Annotated in this window: 16 protein-coding genes, 1 other RNA gene and 1 pseudogene; 5 read left to right on the top strand and 13 right to left on the bottom strand. The window is 61.4% G+C overall.

The genetic code is table 11. The features are described 5' to 3' along the window. Positions 1 to 33 precede the first annotated feature (33 nt). From AB5975_06550 to AB5975_06505, 10 genes and pseudogenes are all read right to left on the bottom strand, one after another. Positions 34 to 309, bottom strand: a complete 276-nt coding sequence (locus tag AB5975_06550; GenBank protein XDR21516.1) for a hypothetical protein — start codon at positions 307 to 309, stop codon at positions 34 to 36. Next, entirely contained in the window at positions 306 to 1286 is a 981-nt protein-coding gene (locus AB5975_06545) for an integrase domain-containing protein (GenBank protein ID XDR21515.1), read from the bottom strand. Before AB5975_06545 ends, AB5975_06550 begins: the two co-directional genes overlap by 4 nt. Beyond that, a complete protein-coding gene (locus AB5975_06540; protein XDR21514.1) occupies positions 1264 to 1623 on the bottom strand; it encodes a hypothetical protein in 360 nt (119 codons plus the stop codon). The genes AB5975_06545 and AB5975_06540 overlap by 23 nt, the downstream gene beginning before the upstream one ends. Further along, positions 1607 to 3004, bottom strand: a complete 1398-nt coding sequence (locus tag AB5975_06535) for a YfjI family protein (GenBank protein ID XDR21513.1) — start codon at positions 3002 to 3004, stop codon at positions 1607 to 1609. Before AB5975_06535 ends, AB5975_06540 begins: the two co-directional genes overlap by 17 nt. Positions 3005 to 3970: 966 nt before the next feature. Continuing rightward, on the bottom strand, positions 3971 to 5227 hold the full coding sequence (locus AB5975_06530) for an integrase domain-containing protein (GenBank protein ID XDR21512.1): 1257 nt from the start codon (positions 5225 to 5227) through the stop codon (positions 3971 to 3973). A 189-nt stretch (positions 5228 to 5416) separates the two neighbouring features. Beyond that, positions 5417 to 5815: a transfer-messenger RNA gene (ssrA, locus tag AB5975_06525) on the bottom strand. 99 nt (positions 5816 to 5914) lie between these two features. Next, positions 5915 to 6205: a hypothetical protein gene (locus AB5975_06520; GenBank protein XDR21511.1), complete on the bottom strand. Its 291-nt coding sequence runs from the start codon at positions 6203 to 6205 to the stop codon at positions 5915 to 5917. Positions 6206 to 6521: 316 nt separating this feature from the next. Further along, positions 6522 to 9330: pseudogene (locus tag AB5975_06515) on the bottom strand (FAD-binding and (Fe-S)-binding domain-containing protein). Between the two features lie 75 nt (positions 9331 to 9405). After that, complete coding sequence (lldD, locus tag AB5975_06510; protein ID XDR21510.1) at positions 9406 to 10551, bottom strand: FMN-dependent L-lactate dehydrogenase LldD; 1146 nt, start codon at positions 10549 to 10551, stop codon at positions 9406 to 9408. 63 nt (positions 10552 to 10614) lie between these two features. After that, positions 10615 to 12285 (bottom strand): lactate permease LctP family transporter, encoded by a 1671-nt coding sequence (locus tag AB5975_06505; GenBank protein XDR21509.1) that lies wholly within the window; start codon positions 12283 to 12285, stop codon positions 10615 to 10617. A 255-nt stretch (positions 12286 to 12540) separates the two neighbouring features. Between AB5975_06505 and AB5975_06500 the strand changes: the two genes are divergently transcribed. Further along, a complete protein-coding gene (locus AB5975_06500) occupies positions 12541 to 13308 on the top strand; it encodes an FCD domain-containing protein (protein XDR21508.1) in 768 nt (255 codons plus the stop codon). A gap of 132 nt (positions 13309 to 13440) precedes the next feature. Here the strand turns inward: AB5975_06500 and smpB are convergent, their stop codons facing one another. Continuing rightward, positions 13441 to 13923 (bottom strand): SsrA-binding protein SmpB, encoded by a 483-nt coding sequence (smpB, locus tag AB5975_06495; GenBank protein ID XDR21507.1) that lies wholly within the window; start codon positions 13921 to 13923, stop codon positions 13441 to 13443. A gap of 163 nt (positions 13924 to 14086) precedes the next feature. On the opposite strand from smpB, the gene AB5975_06490 reads away from it, so the two are divergent. After that, entirely contained in the window at positions 14087 to 14521 is a 435-nt protein-coding gene (locus AB5975_06490) for a type II toxin-antitoxin system RatA family toxin (protein ID XDR21506.1), read from the top strand. 60 nt (positions 14522 to 14581) lie between these two features. Here the strand turns inward: AB5975_06490 and AB5975_06485 are convergent, their stop codons facing one another. Then, a complete protein-coding gene (locus AB5975_06485; protein ID XDR21505.1) occupies positions 14582 to 15118 on the bottom strand; it encodes an outer membrane protein assembly factor BamE in 537 nt (178 codons plus the stop codon). Positions 15119 to 15215: 97 nt separating this feature from the next. Between AB5975_06485 and fur the strand changes: the two genes are divergently transcribed. Continuing rightward, entirely contained in the window at positions 15216 to 15620 is a 405-nt protein-coding gene (gene fur, locus AB5975_06480; GenBank protein ID XDR21504.1) for a ferric iron uptake transcriptional regulator, read from the top strand. Positions 15621 to 15736: 116 nt separating this feature from the next. Here fur and recN read toward each other — a convergent pair whose 3' ends face one another. Then, complete coding sequence (recN, locus tag AB5975_06475) at positions 15737 to 17410, bottom strand: DNA repair protein RecN (protein XDR21503.1); 1674 nt, start codon at positions 17408 to 17410, stop codon at positions 15737 to 15739. Positions 17411 to 17600: 190 nt separating this feature from the next. Between recN and grpE the strand changes: the two genes are divergently transcribed. Together grpE and dnaK are read left to right on the top strand one after the other, a co-directional pair. After that, entirely contained in the window at positions 17601 to 18155 is a 555-nt protein-coding gene (grpE, locus tag AB5975_06470) for a nucleotide exchange factor GrpE (protein XDR21502.1), read from the top strand. 101 nt (positions 18156 to 18256) lie between these two features. Then, positions 18257 to 20182, top strand: coding sequence for a molecular chaperone DnaK (gene dnaK / locus AB5975_06465; protein ID XDR21501.1), 1926 nt, complete (start codon positions 18257 to 18259; stop codon positions 20180 to 20182). Positions 20183 to 20346: the final 164 nt, after the last annotated feature.

Genomic DNA, 20346 nt, shown 5'->3' with positions numbered 1-20346 from the left:
CGACTGGTGGGCTAGGCTAGGACTCGGCGAATATCACATCAGCAGCTCTCGGACTCTCCCTAATCGCTTCCAGAGCAAAAGAGCTGTGAGTCGATAGTAATACCGGGTGGCGTCGGTATGGTCTTTCAGGTGCTGAGTGAGAAACCAGCGCAAATGCTTGAGCTGCCAGGTCCAAGGATTATCTCGCTGCCATCGCTGTTGAATGGCAGCTTGCATGATTCGGGCTTGCCGTAGATGTCGTTGCTGGGTGGCCTTCGAGCCAGTCAGTACGCCGCTCAGGAACAGCGCCATATCGAAGGGCTTGGTCACGCTCGACCTCCAATGTAGGCCGAAACCACATCGATCCGGTTATGCCCAAGCTCAAGGCTGATCTGTTGGCGCGCCAGTTGATCAAGGCCGCGGTCAATGCGATAGCAGTGGCTACGATTGACCGGGGCGGTATGGCCCGTGAGTTGCTCATAACGCTCGCATGCGTAGGCTGCTCGTAGGTCATGGAGCCCCTTCAGTCCGTGTTCATGCAGCGTTTCGCGGGCGGGGAGCACGGTCTTTTGCAGGAATGCGGCGTAGCTTTCGTCGCTGGCGAGCAAGTTGCGGCTTCGGGGCGGCGACGCATCAAGCGCAAATTGGAGGGCCGCGTTAACTTGTTCAGTGGCAATGATCCAACGTGGTGCAGATGCCCCTGAGCGGCCTCCTTTGGTACCGTCCTGAATATTGATGCGGCCTAGGTGCACTGCTTCGCGTTGCAGGCGTGGCAGATCCGCCAGGATCGCTTCACGCAGGCGCATACCCGTTGCGCGGGCCAGCATGACAACGGCCGCTATTCGCTCGTGTTGCTGCTCAACAAGCGAATGAAGCACTCGCTGTACTTCTTGATGGTCTTGGCCATCTGGTGCTCGAGTGCGTACGTTGGAGCGCTGCTGCCCTAACGCCTGGCACGGGCTGATGACTCTCACGTGCTGATCACCGCGCAGCGCAGCGAGGGTGCGGTTAACGCTGCTCAGGCGGTTTTGCGCGGTAGCGATGCACAGATCGCCTTGCTGGATCTGCTGACGTAGGTACGCGACGTACTCTAGCAGCGTCTGTCGATCAATCTGGCGTGCATCGTTGTAACCGGGGCCGTCCTCTGACCGGCACCAGCGCACGAAGGCTTGCCAGCGATCGCTGTGTGCTTTGACGGTGGAGAAGTGGCCGCCGGCAAACAGATCTTCCAGTGCCTGCCGACCGGCATAGCTCAGTTGGCGACCGTAGCCAAAGTTGCGACCGTCACGCCGACCGACCAGCGCCATTGTCTTCACCTTGATCATTGGTTTGAAGGAGCAGCAGCAGGGCTTTCCAATGGGGGCCGATGGTGTCCAACTGTCCCCAGTGCGCTGGGCGGATGAGGAGGGCATTTTCGCTGCGTTGCAGCAAAGCCCCTTCTTCTTGCAACTGCTCGATAAGCCGAGTGAGGTCGATTGACTCAGATGTTGGAGCGGCGACAGCGGCGACACTGGCGACAACCCCCGCCGCATCTGGATTGGCACGTGGCGACAAAGTGGTGGCAGTGGCGGCGACACGCCGTAACTCGGTCGGCGAGCAATGTTGCGCCTGATAGCGGCGCACGGCGTCATTGAGTCGGAACATGGCGCACCTCGAATATGTCCCCGTCATTGTCCAGCCAGTTATGGGCAACCAGTTGCAGCAATAACTCGAAGGTGTGCCGCGTGCTTTTACGGGCAAAGCGGGGGCCGTTGCGCGTAAGGTCGCGTAGGCGAAACGGTGGCCAGTTCTTCTTTATCAACCAGCGCAGCAGGCAATCAGCCTCTGCGCGAAGCTTATTCAGTGGTTCCTGTTCAGTCAGGCGTTGGTTCTCGGCCAGGTAGTAATCCATCAGCGTGGAGGCGCGCTGAATGTGCATGTCTTCCAATACAGTCGATTCCTCAACCACCGCCATCACACCAGCCATGCGTAGTACGTTCGCGGCGGCTTTGCCCGCGGCAGCTTGCACGTTGACCAACTCGCCGAACTCCCCTGACTCGCATTCAATGGTGTCGTGAATGGCAATCCAGGCCTCACGGGCGCGGGGGCTCAACTCCAGGGCCGCAGGGTTGAGGCCGCCGTCTTTATGGCGTGACCAAGGCTTCTGCATCAGCGCGGCAATGCGCTGCTGGTACAGGTGCACCTTTGGATCTCGGGTCAGGTCGATGGCTTTGTACAGCCGTTGTCCAACCAGACGCTCGGGCCAACTGATCAGGCAACGTCCCAGGATGCCTTGGTCTTTGATATCAGCGTCCTGCAGCAAGCGGTCTGCCAGGCGTGGTTGCAGCATCAAGTGCATGCTGAGGCGGCGGTCATAGGCACGCAGACTTTCCCCAGCCATCGCGCGTGACCGATCAATCGGGCTACCGTCCCATAACGTCGACAAGTGAGTGATCGCCTTGATCATGTTGTCCTTGCTCATGGTGCTGCCGCCCAAAAACTGCCCGCCTTCATCGCTGAACAGCCCCATGCTCGGCAAACCATGGCAGAGGCTTTTGACCAGGCCTTCAATGGTCGGCTCAGCACTGAGGAGTCTCGGTTGGACGGGTTCAGGTTGGGCGTCCAGCGCTAGCTGTGCTGACTTCTTCGAGGTCGGTGACTTCGCGGTGAGGCTCATTGCAGCTCGGTGCGCCTTGAGCTGTTCGCCATAGGCGATCCACTGCTGTCTTTCCCAGTCGCGTACGGCCTGCAGTGCAATATGGTCCACCGCGCTTTTGCGATCACCCGAGCAAGCCACCGTCAGCAAGTACAGCGACAACGGATAGATTCGGCCGTCGAGGTGAACATTGGCGTGCGCCTGGCTCGCTAAAGCTGCCGTGGCCAGAATGGATTGCGCGGCCATGGCGCAGGGCACGCCGATCACATCGGCCATGCGTTCCACGGCAGGCCCCAATAGATCGCCCAGCGCCGCGACCGGGTAGGGTAGGGGCGTAACCTGCTGTTCCAACAAGGGGCGTGGTGGCCCTTGTACTTCGCGCAGTTGCATAGCCGTCCTCCATAAATTACCGATCTCTCCCTCACGTCATCCCGCCAAGAATGCTGAGTGTTATCAGGGATCAAGGCCCCTGCGACCTGTGAGGGTGTCCACTGACGCGGGACTGGCGGCTCCTTACGACCAGGAGCAAGGGCATCTCATGATCTGGCCTCCTGAGCACCGTTACCGGTGGGCGGGTGGAGGCTGCATTGGCTGACGAGACCCGTGCCGCGAGATCCTGAGCCATGTGCAAGCAGCAATGCGATGACTGGGGCATGCCTGACTGTCAGTCAGGTGCAGTCCATTCCCTGGTCTGCGGCACCATCATCTACAGCGCTGTTGCTGGTGACATCGGCGCTTGTCACGCCGATTGTCACGAGGGGAATTGCCGCAAAGCCATGTACGATGAGGGCTGCAGCAGTGGTAGGAGCGCCCGTCTCTTTTCTGGAAAAAGAGACGGGCGAACGGTTGGCGCAAAACATTGGCCGAGCAGGTTCGTTGCTGCAGGGCTAAAGGGTTAGCGGGCAGCCGCACTAGGCGGATTGTTTAGAGGGCGTCCATCATTCTGGCGAATGACTGTGCGAGCCTCCGGGCGCGAATCGCACTTTGGGTTGAACCACCGGGTTAGCGGCATGACCTTGAAGGCTCTGGTCATCTGGGGTGCTGCCTAAGGCAGCGCTTTGAATCTTCGTTCTATCGGTCGCCGCGGCACGGGTCAATTGGTGACGGGCACATGGAAATGCGCCAGATTCCACCTCTGGCGTGCTTTGGAAGTCGGTGGGTGTCAGTGGCAGAGTGGCCGTTTGTCGCTTTTCTAGTGTTAGCCCGTGAGCATGGGGATGCGAAGCCTCCCCATGCTCACGGGCTTAGCCGGAGAAGCCAAAATCGAGGCGAGTTGGCGACTGTCGCCATCCGCTCAGACGGCAAGGATGTAGATGGCACGCGGTCTGTCGCCAGTGTCGCCGTTGTCGCCGCGCCCTATCGGATGGGTACTACGTTCCGATCCCTAGCCACATTCATCGCGCTGGCCGAGAGATTGCCCGTCGACGCCTTCAGAATGTACTCGCTCCACCAAGCCATCATCGGCCGCCGTCGCTCGATGTAGTCGGCTCGGTTGTAGGCACTGCGCACCTCATCCTTGTCGACGTGCGCCAGCGCCACTTCGATGAGCTCCGGGTCCCACCCATGTTCATTCAATATGGTGCTGGCCATCGAGCGCATGCCGTGGCTGACCAAGCGGTCCTGGAAGCCCATGCGTTTCAACGCCATGTTGGCGGTCTGGCTATTGGCATGAGTACGAGGGTTTCGGTCTGCCGGGAAGACGTATTCTCGATGACCACTGTGGGACCTCAGTATCTCCAGCAATGACATGGCTTGATCGCTCAACGGGATGCTGTGCGGTCGGCGCTTCTTCATCCGCTCCGGTGGGATGGTCCAGACACGCCTTTCAAAATCGATGTCTGCCCAACGAGTAGTCGCCGCCTCGGCGGGGCGAGTCATGGTGTGCAACTGCCATTCGATCAGGCAGCGGGTCGTGCGCTTGATACTGGCGTTCGCTATTTCCAGCATGAGTTCAGGAAGCTCCTCGGGTGGTAGCGCCGCCATGTTTTCTTTCTTCGGTTTCTTGAATACCGCCCGAATCCCGCTGAGCGGGTTCGCGAAGATCATTCCCGAATTGACCCCATAGGTCATGATCTCGTTGAGGCGCTGGCTAAGACGCTTCACCGTTTCCAAGCTGCCTTTGGCTTCTATAGGGCGAAGGATCTTTATCACCATCGGTGCGCTGACTTCCGAGATCGGAGTCGATTTCATACTCGGGAAAACGTGCAGAGTGAGTGAGCGCCAGATGTCCTCAGCATAGGCCGGCGTGACCGAGTCCTTTTTCAGCTCGAACCAGGCGCTAGCTACTTTCTCGAACGTATGTTCCGTCTCGGCTAGCTTGGCCTGCGCGAGCTCATTGCGCTGAGCTTTGGGATCAATCCCCTGCGCAAGTACTTCCCTAGCCTCAACCGCTTTCCGCCGAGCTTGCGCCAGAGAGACCTCAGGGTAGGAGCCGAGCGCCATGTTGATTCGATTTTTGGTGACCGGATGCCTGTAGTTGAAATTCCACTGCATCGAGCGGTTGACCCGGACTCGGAGCTGGAGGCCGTCGCCATCCGTGAGGACATAGTCCTTGTCTTTGGGCTTGACTGCCTTGAGCTGGCGGTCGGAGAGGCGAGCTGTTTGAGCGCACATGGGAGAAGCTCCATGACACCTTTTGGTATTCCCAAGATTAGCCCCAGGTAGGCTGGAATACCACCGGGAATACCGGGATGGCTGGAACTCAAAAAACCATTGTGGTCCTCAAAAGAGCAGTAAGCCCTTGATTTCACTGACTTCCAGGCACAAAAAAAAGACGTCCGTGGACGTCTTTGATTGATCATTTGGTGGAGCCGGGGGGATTTGAACCCCCGTCCGCCAGTACTCCGCTGTCGGTACTACATGCTTAGCCGTGTCTACTGATTTAATCCGCAGCCGCCCGACGGGCAGGGTGCTTTGGATGAGTTGTGTAAGTTTTAGTCACTTCGCCCACAACGTGCTACGCGACGATCCTGTTCTGTATGACAATCAGTTCGGGTTTACAGGCATCCCCTAGTGATTGCTGGAGCCGAAGCTACCAGAAGCAACGGGTCAAGAGGACCGCTTAAGCGGCCAGCTTGAACTCCGCGCCGTAGTTTTCGTCATTGGCAACTATAAAAGTTGCAACAGTGGATTTACGAGTTCTGTTACCAACTCGGCATGCACCTAGAGTTTCGCTACCGGCGTCGAATCCTAATCGGCCCCACACTAGCGTTACGCTAACGCACCTTACGGCGCGTGGGATGGAGTATACGGCATTGCGCGGGCGACGTCGACAGCCGGTCCTGTCGCCCGCCTTCGGGCTTACGCACCGCCGCTGCCGGTGCCGCTGCCTTTCTCGGTTTTTTCCAGGCGCTCCAGCACTTTGCTGGTGATGGCGATGCATTCCTTGGTGTCGCCCGAGGCCTGGGCGGCCTTGGCTTTGTCGACGTGCTCGGTGATGGCTTTGTCCAGGCCCTCGGAGGTGGCGCCGGCAGTGGCCATGCTGTCGTCGATCTTTTGCAGGTTGGTGGTGCAAAGGTCTTCGGCGGCGAACACCGGCGAAGCCAGCAGGGTGGCGGCCGCGAACAGGGCCGAAAGCGCGGTACCTTTCATGGGTGTCTCCTCTGGGGCCTCTGGAAGGTGGGCCTGTAAGGTGGACTGTGGGGGATTGGCGGGGGTTCAATCGGGATGGTGGCGGGGCGATATGAGAGGGGGATGGCACCGGCTTTGCCGGTGTTCGCGGCTGAAGCCGCTCCCACTGGACCGTGCTTGGCCCGGGCTTGCGCTGTACCTGTGTAGGAGCGGCCTTGTGTCGCGATCGGGCTGCGAAGCAGCCCTAGGATGTCAGCGTGGGTGCATAAATCGTGGGGCCGCTTTGCGGCCCGATCGCGACACAAGGCCGCTCCTACAAAGGTGAAGGTGCCAGCCTTCAGATGCTGCGGGGGCGGGTGACGCGGTCTACTAGGTAGACCAGGCCGTGGTAGTCGATGCCGCTGTGGCTCGACAGGCCGATTTCGCAGGTGCGGCTGGTGGAGATGCCTTCGCTGCAATACTGCACGGCATCTTTCAGGCTGCGCAGCGAATGGGCGTTCAGCTCGGGGGTGGTGAAGCCTTTGTCGCCGGCAAAGCCGCAGCAATGAATGCCTTCGGGGATGACCACCTGTTTGCTGCAACGCCGCGCCAGGTCGATCAGCGCCTGGCTTTCACCCAGATGCTGGGTGCTGCAGGTCACGTGCACGGCTACGGGTTCGTCCTGGGGGGTGAATTCCAGGCGGTCGAGCAGGTGGGTGCGAATGAAGCGCACCGGGTCGTACAGGTCCAGCCGGTTGTCGCCCAGGTCTTGCACCAGGCGCAGGGTGCAGGGGCTGGTGTCGCAGTAGATCGGGTCGAGGCCGCCACGGCTGGCGTGCAACAGGGCGTTGATCAGTTCCTGGCGCTTGTGTTCGGCCTGCTCGGGGTAGCCCTTGGAGGCGAACGGCTGGCCGCAGCACAAGCTGTCGGCGTTGTCGGGGAACACCACTTGGTAGCCGGCCTTTTCCAGCAGGGCGCGGGTTTTGTCCAGCAGCGAGCTTTGTTCGCGGTCGGCGTAGGCCGGGCCCATCACCCGTGAAACGCAGGCCGCCAGGTACACCACGCGGGGGCGGGCATCGTTGCTGGCCGGGCCGAAGCTGATCGGGCGCAGCGGTTGCGGCATGGCCGGGTCCACTGTGGCAGGCGGCCTTTGCTGGCTTTGCTCAGCGAGGCGCTCAAGCGGCCCAGGCGCGGGGCACCCAGCAGCTTGCGGGCGGTGTTGGCGGCAGTGAGTGTCAGGCGCGCACCGCTCAGGGCGGTGTGGAAATGTTCGGCCAGCCAGTCGGCGGTTTTTTTGTGGTCGGCGGCCTGGCTACACAGTTTCTTCACCAGTTCGCCGGTGTTGATGCCGACCGGGCAGCGCTGGGCACATAGGCCAGTGGCGGCGCAGGTGTCGATGCCCTGGTACTGGTAGGTCTGCATCAGTTCGCGGGTGTCGATGCCGGCGCGTTGCTTGGCCTTGATGTCACGCCACATGACGATGCGCTGGCGTGGGCTGAGGGTCAGGCCCTTGGACGGGCACACCGGTTCGCAGAAGCCGCATTCGATGCACTTGTCGACGATTTCGTCGGCGGCAGGCAGTGGCTTGAGGTTTTTCAGGTGGATGTCCGGGTCTTCGCTCAGCACCACGTCGGGGTTGAGAATGCCGTTGGGGTCGAGCAGGCGCTTGAGCTGCCACATCAGCTGGTAGGCGTCATGGCCCCATTCCAGCTCCACGAACGGCGCCATGTTGCGCCCGGTGCCGTGCTCGGCCTTGAGCGAGCCACCGAACTCCACCGCCACCAGTTGCGCCACGTCGTCCATGAACGCCTGGTAACGGGTGACTTCTTCGGCGCTGTTGAAGCCCTGGGTGAAGACGAAGTGCAGGTTGCCTTCCAGTGCATGGCCGAAAATGATCGCTTCGTCATAGCGGTGCTTGTCGAACAGCTGGATCAGGCGGTTGACGCCTTCGGCCAGCTGTTCGACGGGGAAGGTGACGTCTTCGATGATGACTGTGGTGCCGGTCTGACGCACAGCGCCGACAGCGGGGAAGGTGTCCTTGCGGATTTTCCACAGCTGGTTGTACACGGCCGGGTCTTCGCTGAAGTCCACCTGTTGTTCCAGTGGGTAGTCGGCGATCGAGGCCATCACCTGTTGCAGTTGCTCGTGCAGCAGGCTTTGGCTGGCGGCGCGGGACTCGATCAGCAAGGCGCAGGCGTTGTCCGACAGGCCTTTTACCCACAGCGGCATGCCAGGCATGTTCTGCACCGAGCGCAGGCTGCGGCGGTCGAGCAGTTCCACGGCCGAGACTGGCTGGTGCTTGAGCACGGTCACCGCGCGGCAGCAGCTTTCGACGCTGGGGAACACCAGCAGGGCGCTGGCCTTGTGCGGGTGGTCGGGCACAGTGTCGTAGGTGACGGCGCTGATGAAGCCCAGGGTGCCTTCGGAGCCAACCAGCAGGTGTTGCAGGATATCCAGCGGCTGGTCGTAGTCCACCAGTGCGTTCAGTGACAGGCCGGTGGTGTTCTTCAGCCGGTATTTGTGCCGGATGCGTTCGGCCAGCGCGGTGTTGGCGCGGGTTGCGCGGCCCAGGCGGGCCAGCGCCTCCAGCAGCTCGGCGTGGCTGGTTTCGAAGGCGGCCACGCTGGCCGGGTCTTCGCTGTCCAGGCGGGTGCCGTCGGCCAGCACCAGGCGCAGGCCGGCCAGGGTGTGGTAGGTGTTCTGCGCGGTGCCGCAGCACATGCCACTGGCGTTGTTGGCGACGATGCCGCCGATCTTGCAGGCGTTGATCGAGGCCGGGTCCGGGCCGATCTTGCGGCCGAAGGGGGCCAGCCAGGCGTTGGCCTGGGCGCCGATCACGCCAGGTTGCAGGCGGATCTGCTCGCCTTGGCCGCGGATTTCCTTACCCCCCAGCTGTCGCCGAGTACGATCAGCACCGAGTCAGTGATGGCCTGGCCGGACAGGCTGGTGCCGGCGGCGCGGAAGGTGACCGGCACCCGCTCGCGCTGGGCCAGTTTGATCAGGCCGACCACTTCGTCCTCGGACTCGACGCGTACCACCAGCTTGGGGATCAACCGGTAGAAGCTGGCGTCGGTGCCGAAGGCCAGGGTGGAAGTGGGGTCGTCGAAGCGGCGTTCGGCGGGTATCAGGCGCTCGGCATCACGCAGGAACGCGGCGGGCAGGCTCATGCAATCTCCTCGCGGGGCTGTGGCGTCTGTGCGCCACATGCCCCGGGTCAATCAGGCGGTCGTTCTTGCAGGCGGTCAGGCGCCCAGTTCGCGTACCAGCGAGTCACGGGTGATCTCGCTGATCGACTTGGCACCGGTCAGCACCATGGCCACGCGCATTTCTTTCTCGAACAGCTCCAGCAAGTTCTTCACGCCAGCCTGGCCATGCACGGCAAGGGCGTAGAGGAAGGCGCGGCCGATCAAGACGGTGTCGGCGCCCAGGGCGATCATGCGCACCACGTCGAGGCCGCTGCGAATGCCGGAGTCGGCCAGAATCTTGAGGTCGCCCTTGACCGCGTCGGCAATCGCCGGAAGGGCGCGGGCACTGGACAGCACGCCGTCGAGCTGACGCCCGCCGTGGTTGGACACGACGATACCGTCGGCACCGAACTTGACCGCATCGCGGGCGTCGTCGGCGTCGAGGATGCCCTTGATGATCATCGGGCCGTCCCAGTACTCACGAATCCATTCCAGGTCTTTCCAGGAAATGGACGGGTCGAAGTTGTTGCCCAGCCAGCCGATGTAGTCGGCAAGGCCGGTTGGGTTGCCACGGTATTTGGAAATGTTGCCCAGGTCATGCGGGCGGCCCATCACGCCGACATCCCATGCCCACTCTGGGTGGGTCATGGCTTGCAGCACGCGGCGCAGCGGGCCGTTCTTGCCGCTCATGCCGGAGTGGGCGTCGCGGTAGCGGGCGCCGGGCACTGGCATGTCGACGGTGAATACCAGGGTCTTGACCCCGGCAGCCTTGGCCCGCTCCAGGGCGTTACGCATGAAGCCGCGGTCCTTGAGCACATACAGCTGGAACCACATCGGCCGGTCGATGGCGGGCGCCACTTCTTCGATCGGGCACACCGACACCGTGGACATGGTGAACGGGATGCCATGGGCGGCCGCCGCACGCGCCGCCTGCACTTCGCCACGGCGGGCGTACATGCCGGTGAGGCCGACCGGGGCCAGGGCCACCGGCATGCTCAGGGTTTCGTCGAACAGGCGGGTGGAAAGGCTGAGCTCGGACATGTTGTTCAGCACGCGCTGGCGCAGGGCAATGCTGGCCAGGTCCGAGACGTTGTGGCGCAGGGTGTGCTCGGCGTAGGCGCCGCCATCGGCGTAGTGGAACAGGAAGGGAGGCAGCTTGCGTTGGGCCGCGGCGCGATAGTCGGTAGAGGCAGAAATGATCATGGATTCTCGCAGCGTTGCTTGTGGGGAGTGCCGGGCGCGCGATGGCGCCCGGCCCCTTTCACTTTAGTGATGAACCAGCATGCCGGTCAGCCAGTAAGCCTGGATCAGGGTGATCAGGCCGACGATGGTGGCGAAGAACAGGCTGTGCTTGACGGTGAAGCGGAACAGGTCCGATTCCTTGCCCACCAGGCCGGTGGCGGCGCAGGCCACGGCGATCGATTGCGGCGAGATCATCTTGCCGGTCACGCCGCCGCTGGTGTTGGCCGCTACCAGCAGGGTGTCGTTAACCCCGATCTGGTGCGCGGTGGTGGCCTGCAGCGAGCTGAACAGGGCGTTGGACGAGGTGTCCGAGCCAGTCAGGAACACGCCCAGCCAGCCGAGGAACGGCGAGAAGAACGGGAATGCAGCGCCGGTGCCGGCCAGCACCAGGGCCATGGTCGAGGACATGCCGGAGTAGTTGGTGACGAAGGCGAAGGCCAGCACCATGCCGATCGACAGAATCGGCCAGCGCAGTTCCCAGAAGGTTTCTTTGAAAGTGGTAAGACCAGTTTTGAAGTTGATCTTCAGCACCGCCATGGAGATCAGTGCCGAGAGGAAGATCGCGGTGCCGGTGGCGGAGATCGGGTCGAGCTTGAACACCGCAGGCATGGCGGTCGGCGCGGCAACGATCGGTGCGGTCTTGATCACCAGCTGGTCGAGGTGTGGGATGGCGAAGTTGAACACGAAGTTGTACATCGCGCCGCCTGGGGCGAACGCTGCCTTGAACGGCTTCAGGGTCCAGATGGTGACCAGTACGGTCAGGATCAGGAACGGCGACCAGGCCTTGAAGATCTCGCCAAAGCTGTACGGGCTAGGCTGGCTGCCGCTTGGCTGCACCACGGCGGCGCCGACGCTGCCCTTGGCTTCGCTGAACGAACGCTTGGGCTGCCAGACCTTCAGGAACAGGGTGAGGCAGATCAGGCTGGCCAGTGCCGAGGTGATGTCTGGCAGCTCTGGGCCGATGAAGTTCGAAGTGAAGTACTGGGTGACGGCGAAGCTCAGGCCGGCGACCAGCGCGGCAGGCCAGGTTTCCTTCACGCCGCGCAGGCCGTCCATCATGAACACCAGCCAGAACGGCACGAACAGCGACAGCAGTGGCAGCTGGCGGCCGGTCATGGCGCCGATGTGGAAGGCGTCGATGCCGGTGACCTGGCCGGCCACGATGATCGGGATGCCCAGGGCGCCGAAGGCCACCGGTGCGGTATTGGCGATCAGGCACAGGCCGGCGGCGTACAGCGGGTTGAAGCCCAGGCCCACCAGCAGCGCGGCAGTGATTGCCACGGGTGCGCCAAAGCCTGCAGCGCCTTCCAGGAAGGCACCGAAGCAGAAGCCGATCAGCAGTACTTGCAGGCGCTGGTCGTCGGTAATCGACAGCACCGAGCTGCGGATCACCTCGAACTGGCCGCTCTTGACCGTGAGTTTGTACAGGAACACCGCGGCAACGATGATCCAGGCAATTGGCCAGAGGCCGTAGAGGAAGCCGTAACCCGCGGCGGCGAAGGCCATGTCGACAGGCATCTGGAAGGCGAAGATCGCCACCAGGATCGACAACGCGAGGGTGATGCTGCCCGCTACGTGGCCCTTGAGGCGGAACACGGCGAGGGCCAGGAAGAAGAACACGATGGGGATGACCGCCGCCAGTGCGGACAGGCCAAGACTACCAAGCGGGCTATAGAGTTGTTGCCAGGTTTGCATATGGGGTGGCCCCTAATTGTTGTTGGTCAGCACTGGCATTGGATAATTGGTAAGACCAATTTACAATGGCTGGTCGCTAGGTTAAAAGCGCTGTCGTGGGTGTGTCAATTTGTCCTGCGCAAAACTTTGGTCGCGTGCCGATGAGCGGGCACCTGATGCGCTGGGAAAATCGCGGCTTGATGGGTGTGTGCGCGTCCTGGATCGGCGAGAATAGGCGCCCCCTGAAATTTGCTGGGGGTTTGTGGAGAGCATGTGATGGTTTTTGATCAGGTCCGCCAACGGCGCCTGTCCGACGACATTGTCGATCGGTTGGAAGGGATGATTCTGGAAGGCACGCTGACCTCGGGGCAGCGGCTGCCGGCCGAGCGCGTCCTTGCCGAGCAATTTGGTGTGTCCCGCCCGTCACTGCGTGAGGCGATCCAGAAGCTGGTGGCCAAAGGGCTGCTGGTCAGCCGTCAGGGCGGGGGCAATTTTGTTGCCGAGTCGCTGGGGTCCACCTTCAGCGACCCATTGCTGCAGTTGCTCGAGCACAGTGCTGAGGCGCAGCGTGACCTGCTCGAATTCCGCCATACCCTGGAGGCGTCGTGTGCCTACTATGCTGCCCAACGTGCCACCGAGCCTGACCGAGCGCGGCTGAAGGCGGCCTTCGATGTGTTGCAGGACTGCTATGCCAGGGTCGACGAAGTGACCCGGGCGGAGGAGGGCGCGGCGGATGCACGCTTCCACTTGGCGATTGCCGAGGCCAGCCATAACGCAGTGTTGCTGCATACCATTCGGGGGTTGTTCGACCTGCTCAAGCGCAACGTGGTGACTAACATTGGCGGCATGTACCAGCAGCGCACCGAAACCCGGGACATGCTGATCAGTCAGCACCGGGAGCTGTACCTGGCGATTGTCGAGGGCAGGGCGGAGGATGCGCGCGAGGTGTCCAGCCGGCACATTCTGTATGTGCAGGAGGTGCTGGAAGAGGCGCACGAAGAGGCGCAGCGGGTGGCGCGGGCAGAGCGGCGTAGCGGGCGTTGAGATTTGTGGTGGCAGTGCTGGCCTCTTCGCGGGTGAACCCGCTCCCACAGGGTTCTCACAGCCTTCAAGGGCAGTGATATACCTATGGGGGCGGGTTTACCCGCGAAGAGGGCCGAACAGGCGAAAGAAGATCTAGTCTTCCTTGCCCTTGTTCCGCACAGCCCGCTGCAGCTCGCGGTTGGAGTCGCGCTCGCGCATGGTGTCGCGCTTGTCGAACTCCTTCTTGCCCTTGCCCAGTGCGATTTCGCACTTGATCAGGTGCTTGCTCCAGTACAGCGCCAAGGCCACGCAGGTGTAGCCTTTTTGCGCCACGGCCGCTTCCAGGCGCTCAAGCTCGCGCTTGTTCAGCAGCAGCTTGCGGGTGCGGATGGGGTCGGCGATGACGTGGGTGCTGGCGGTGGTCAGCGGAGTGATGTGGCTGCCGAACAGCCAGGCTTCACCGTCCTTGAGCAGCACGTAGCTGTCGGTCAGGTGCGCCTTGCCAGCTCGCAGGCTTTTTACTTCCCAGCCGGACAGGACCAGCCCGGCCTCGAACTTGTGTTCGATGAAGTAATCGTGTCGCGCTTTCTTGTTTTGCGCGATGGTCCCGGTCGGATGTTTTTTTTGCTTAGCCATAGGGGCGGCATTATAGGCAAGTCCGCGCGTCGTCCGCTATGGGATTTCGGTGTGCTTGAGCCACCGGAATGAATACCGGACAATACAACCCCTGTCATACGCACAGAACCTGTTTTCGGCACGCTGCGAAGCGCCGCCACCCAGCCTTGGAAGTGACGCCTGGATGACTACCCATATTCAACGCTCCGCCCTGCTGCCATACCCCGCCCAGGCGCTCTACGATCTGGTCAACGATGTGGCCAGCTACCCTGAGTTTCTGCCGTGGTGCTCGGCCTCGACGGTGATCGAAGCCAGTGACACGCACATGCGGGCCAAGCTCGAAGTGGCCAAGGGCGGCATGAGCCAGCACTTCGTCACGCGCAATGTGCTGGTGCCGGGGCAGTCCATCGAGATGAACCTCGAAGAGGGGCCATTCACTCAGCTGCATGGTGTGTGGGTGTTCAAACCGCTGGGTGAAAAAGCCTGCAAGATCAGCCTGGACCTGTCCTTCGATTATGCCGGGCCGATCGTGCGTGCCACGTTGGGGCCGCTGTTCAATCAGGCAGCCAACACCCTGGTCGATGCCTTCTGCCAGCGCGCCAAGCAATTGCATGCCTGACGGATAAGGCGCAAAAAAAAGCCCGGACCAGGTCCGGGCTTTTTTGTATCTGCTGTGCGATTACCGGGTTTCCAGTGGTGCTGGCGTCGGGACTGGGGTGGTCTCGATGGTATCGATTTCGCGCTGGATGGACTCTTCGGTCGAACCAGGCTTGGCTGGTTTTTCCACCGGCTGTGGTGCCGGCTGTTCGGCCTGGCCTGGCTCGGTGGCTGGGCTGACGGTGGTGTCGCTGCTGCCGCCGAGGATTTCCTGGTCGCGGCTTACGCCCGGCATGAAGTCGCCAGACAGGCTGACCAGTTGGTCGCTTTCGTTGAAGAAGATGCTCATGCGCTCTTGCTGGCGTTTACCGCCACCAGGCTGCAGGCTATACAGGTAATCCCAACGGTTGGTGTTGAAGGTATCCTGAATCAGCGGGTTGCCCATGATAAACCTTACTTGCCGTCGGGTCATTCCCGGGCGTAATTGGTCTATCATGTCTTGCGTGACGACATTGCCCTGCTGGATGTCGATTTTGTAAACCCCGGGAAACGAGCAACCGGCGAGTGCGAGCAGTCCCACTAGGGTGAGGCTGGTTAGCAAGAGCTTGGTGTTTTGCATCGGTGGGCGACTTCCACTATCTTGGCTGGACAACGTAAACCCCGATCATACCCGTATTAAGAGAAGCTGCGAAGCAGCATCGGCGAGAAAGCTGACCATGGTTGAAAATAGCGAATTGCGCAAAGCCGGTCTCAAGGTGACCCTGCCTCGAGTAAAGATCCTTCAGATGCTCGACTCTACCGAGCAGCGTCACATGAGTGCAGAGGATGTCTACAAGGCGCTGATGGAGGCTGGCGAAGATGTGGGCCTGGCCACCGTCTATCGCGTGCTGACTCAGTTCGAAGCGGCGGGTCTGGTGGTTCGCCACAACTTCGACGGCGGCCACGCGGTGTTCGAACTGGCCGATGGCGGTCACCACGACCATATGGTGAACGTGGATACCAGTGAAGTCATCGAGTTCATGGATGCCGAAATCGAGAAGCGCCAGCGCGAAATCGTGGCCGAGCATGGCTACGAGCTGGTGGACCACAATCTGGTCCTGTACGTGCGTAAGAAGAAGTAACGATTTATATCGTTATGAATAGCAAAGGCGACCTTCGGGTCGCCTTTGTGCTTTCTGAGGGTCTTAAGGCAACGCAGGTCGCTTTCACAACAACTGCATTGGCCTGGTAGAGCAGCTCAAGCCTTTCCAGAAACCACCATCTTGCGCGCATGCGCCAAGGACTCTTTGGTCAGGTCGATGCCGCCCAGCATCCGCGCCACTTCTTCTACCCGCTCACGTTTGCCCAGGCTGGCCACGGCGGTGTGGGTGGTATCACTGTTGCGCACCTTGTGTACGAACAGGTGATGATGCCCTTGTGCTGCTACCTGTGGCAGGTGTGTCACGGTCAGCACCTGGCCACGCTCGCCCAGGCGACGCAGCAATTGGCCGACGATTTCGGCAGTGGGGCCGCCGATACCCACGTCGACTTCGTCGAATACCAGGGTCGGGATGCGCGAGGTCTGTGCCGTGATCACCTGGATCGCCAGGCTGATACGCGACAGTTCGCCGCCCGAGGCCACCTTCGCCAGGCCTTTGAGTGGTTGGCCGGGGTTTGCGCTGACCAGCAGCTCGATCTGCTCCAGGCCATGGGGTGAGAGGTCGGAGCCCTCGTTAGGTGTCAGCTCGATGCAGAAGCGACCGCCAGGCATGCCCAGGCGCTGGATTTCCTGTTCGACGGCGCCCGCCAGTTGCTGGGCTGCCTGCTGACGCAGGCCGCTGAGTTCGCGGGCCTTCTCTTTATAGTGCTGGGCGAAGGCGGCAAGCTCTTCACCCAGGCGCTCGATCGACTCGTCACTGGCGTTAAGGCCTTCGATTTCTTCCATCAGCCGTTGCTGCAGGTGAGGCAGTTCGGTGGGGTGCACGCGGTGTTTGCGCGCCAGCGTATAGAGGGTGTCGAGGCGCTCTTCCAAGGCCTGCAGGCGCATCGGGTCGGCATCGAAGTTGTCGAGGAAGCGGTTGAGTTCGCCCACGGCTTCCTCGACCTGGATTTGCGCGCTGGCGATCAGGTTGGCTGCTTCGCCCAGTGCCTTGGGTGAGTTGGTGGCGGCACCCAGACGATTGAGGCAGGAGGTGAGGGCACTGAGCACGTTGCCCGAGTCGCTCTCGCTGCACTGGTCGATGACCTGGCGACAGATGCCGAACAGGGCTTCGGCGCTGGTCAGGTTCTTGTGCTCCTGTTCCAGCTGCTCCAGTTCGTGCTCGCCAAGGCCCAGGTTGTCCAGTTCTTCCAGTTGGTAGCTGAGCAGTTGGTGGCGGGCGCGCTGCTCGTCGCCGGAATTGGACAGGCGCTCCAGCTCCAGGCGGGTTTGGTTCCAGCGCTTGGCTGCCAGCTGTACCTGGCGGGCCAGGTCGACGGCGCCCGCATACTCGTCGAGCAAGCGGCGATGGGTGTCGGTCTTGAGCAGCGACTGGTGCTCGTGCTGGCTATGGATGTCGATCAGCAGTTCGCCCAGCGCTTTAAGGTCGCCAAGCGGGCAGGGCGTGCCGTTGATGTAGCCGCGGCTGCGGCCTTCGGCGGTGATCACCCGGCGCAGGATGCACAGGCCGTCGTTGTCCAGGTCGCGCTCGGTCAGCCAGGCATGCGCCTCGGGGATGTCCACCAGGTCGAAGGTGGCGAGGATGTCTGCCTTGTCGGTGCCGGGGCGCACCACACCGCTGTCGGCTCGGTCGCCCAGGGCCAGGCCAAGGGCGTCGAGCATGATCGATTTGCCGGCGCCGGTCTCGCCGGTGATGACAGACATGCCACGGGCGATTTCGAGGTCGAGGTGCTCGACGATGGCGTAATTGTGAATGGACAGGTGCACCAGCATGGGGCGGCTCCCGAAAGTCAGGTCTGGTTATTTATACAGTACTTTTTTCAGGCCTGCCAATGCCCCTTGGCAGATTCTGTTGCGGCCCTGAAAACCACCTTGCCCCTTGAAGCTGGTTTTTCAGGCCCCATATAGCCGGCAGACACGGCGAGCTTTGCTCGTACTACAGAAATTGCGGAGGAGAGAACCCATGGCTGACGATCAGCTGAACGAGAAAGACCTTAATGCCGAAGAAGCCGCTGCAGTGGATAACGGCGCCCGCGTTCAGGAGCTCGAGGAGCAGCTGGCCGCCGCCAAGGATCAGTCCCTGCGTGTCGCAGCAGAAGCGCAGAACAGCATTCGCCGCGCCGAGCAGGAAGTCGACAAGGCCCGCAAGTTCGCCCTCGAGAAATTCTCCAGCGACCTGCTGCCGGTGATCGACAGCCTGGAACTGGCCTTGGCTCACTCCAGCGCCGACGACGAGCACGTCAAGCAGATTCGTGAAGGCGTCGAGCTGACCCTGAAGATGTTCCAGGACACCCTCAAGCGCTACAACCTCGAAGCTGTCGACCCGCACGGTCAGCCGTTCAACCCTGAGCACCACCAGGCCATGGCCATGCAGGAAAACGCCGAAGTAGAGCCAAACAGCGTGCTGAACGTGTTCCAGAAAGGCTACCTGCTGAATGGCCGCCTGCTGCGCCCCGCCATGGTGGTGGTCAGCAAGGCGCCGGCTGCCCCGCAACCTTCTATCGACGAGAAGGCTTGAAATTAGTCCGGGCATCCCCATCTAGGTGTCAAGCGATCAAGTATTACCGCAGTTGGCCGAAGTAGCCGCTGCCGCCAAATTCAAGTTTCGGGAGAGTTAACATGGGCAAAATCATCGGTATCGACCTGGGGACCACCAACTCGTGCGTCTCCATTCTGGAAAACGGTAACGTCAAGGTCATCGAAAACGCCGAAGGCGCGCGTACTACCCCTTCGATCGTGGCTTATGCCAACGACGGCGAAATCCTGGTTGGCCAGTCGGCCAAGCGCCAGGCTGTGACCAACCCGCACAACACCCTGTTCGCAGTGAAGCGCCTGATTGGCCGCCGCTTCGAAGAAGAGGTCGTGCAGAAAGACATCAAGCTGGTGCCATACAAAATCGTCAAGGGCGGTAACGGCGACGCTTGGGTACAGGCCGGCGGCAAGGACATGGCGCCACCGCAAATCAGCGCCGAAGTGCTGAAAAAAATGAAGAAGACCGCCGAAGACTACCTCGGCGAGCCTGTCACCGAGGCGGTCATCACCGTTCCGGCCTACTTCAACGACAGCCAGCGCCAGGCCACCAAGGATGCCGGCCGCATCGCTGGTCTGGACGTCAAGCGCATCATCAACGAGCCGACCGCCGCTGCTCTGGCTTACGGCATGGACAAGGCCAAAGGCGACCACACCGTCATCGTTTATGACCTGGGTGGTGGTACCTTCGACGTTTCGGTCATCGAAATCGCCGAAGTCGACGGTGAGCATCAGTTCGAAGTACTGGCCACCAACGGCGACACCTTCCTGGGTGGCGAAGACTTCGACATGCGCCTGATCGACTACCTTGTCGACGAGTTCAAGAAAGAGTCCGGCATGGACCTGAAGAACGATCCGCTGGCCCTGCAGCGCCTGAAAGAAGCTGCCGAGAAAGCCAAGATCGAGCTGTCCTCGACTCAGTCGACCGACGTCAACCTGCCGTACATCACCGCAGATGCGACAGGTCCGAAGCACCTGAACGTGAAAATCTCCCGCGCCAAGCTGGAGTCGCTGGTTGAAGACCTGGTTCAACGTACCATCGAGCCTTGCCGCATCGCCCTGAAAGACGCCGGCATCGACGCCAGCAAGATCGACGACGTGATCCTGGTCGGTGGCCAGACCCGTATGCCGCTGGTGCAGAAAACCGTTGCTGACTTCTTCGGTAAAGAAGCGCGCAAGGACGTCAACCCGGACGAAGCAGTTGCCATGGGTGCTGCCATCCAGGGCGCGGTATTGGCCGGTGACGTGAAAGACGTACTGCTGCTGGACGTCAGCCCGCTGACCCTGGGTATCGAAACCATGGGTGGCGTGATGACCGCGCTGATCGAGAAGAACACCACCATCCCGACCAAAAAGTCGCAGGTGTTCTCGACCGCCGATGACAACCAGGGCGCCGTGACCATTCACGTGCTGCAGGGTGAGCGTAAGCAGGCTGCGCAGAACAAGTCGCTGGGCAAGTTTGACCTGGCTGACATTCCGCCAGCACCACGTGGTGTACCGCAGATCGAAGTGACCTTCGACATCGACGCCAACGGCATCCTGCACGTTGGCGCCAAAGACAAGGCCACCGGCAAGGCTCAGTCGATCGTGATCAAGGCCAACTCCGGTCTGTCGGACGAGGAAATCGAGCGCATGGTGCGTGACGCCGAGGCCAACGCCGAGGAAGACCGCAAGTTCGAAGAACTGGCCGCTGCCCGTAACCAGGGTGACGCGCTGGTGCACTCGACTCGCAAGATGGTCGTTGATGCCGGTGACAAGGTCACTGCTGAAGAGAAGGCCGCGATCGAAGCTGCCGTGGTTGCCCTGGAAGCCGCTGTCAAAGGCGACGACAAGGCCGCAATCGACGCCAAGGTCGAAGAGCTGTCCAAGGTCTCTGCCCCGGTTGCCCAGAAGATGTACGCCGAGCAGTCGGCCGAACAGCCTCAGGGTGGCGCGCAGCAGGCCGAGCCGGAAGCCAAGCACGATGACGTGGTTGACGCCGAGTTCGAAGAAGTGAAAGGCGACGACAAGAAGTAATCGTTGCATGTTGTCGGCCAGTTCACCGGTGTTTGCCGGTGAACTGGTAGGATGTCGCCGCGCGGGGGCTTGCTCCCGCGTTGGCGTATCTGGAATTCGAGAATTTTTACAGCATCTGTCAGCGCTCCTTGGGGGTGGGCAGGTGTTGACGGCGCGGCGCAGAT

The sequence above is a fragment of the Pseudomonas putida genome, assembly GCA_041071465.1.
GTDB classification, from domain to species: domain Bacteria; phylum Pseudomonadota; class Gammaproteobacteria; order Pseudomonadales; family Pseudomonadaceae; genus Aquipseudomonas; species Aquipseudomonas putida_P.
The sequence above is the reverse complement of the archived record's forward strand: the minus strand, read 5'-3'. Positions and strand labels throughout refer to the sequence as shown.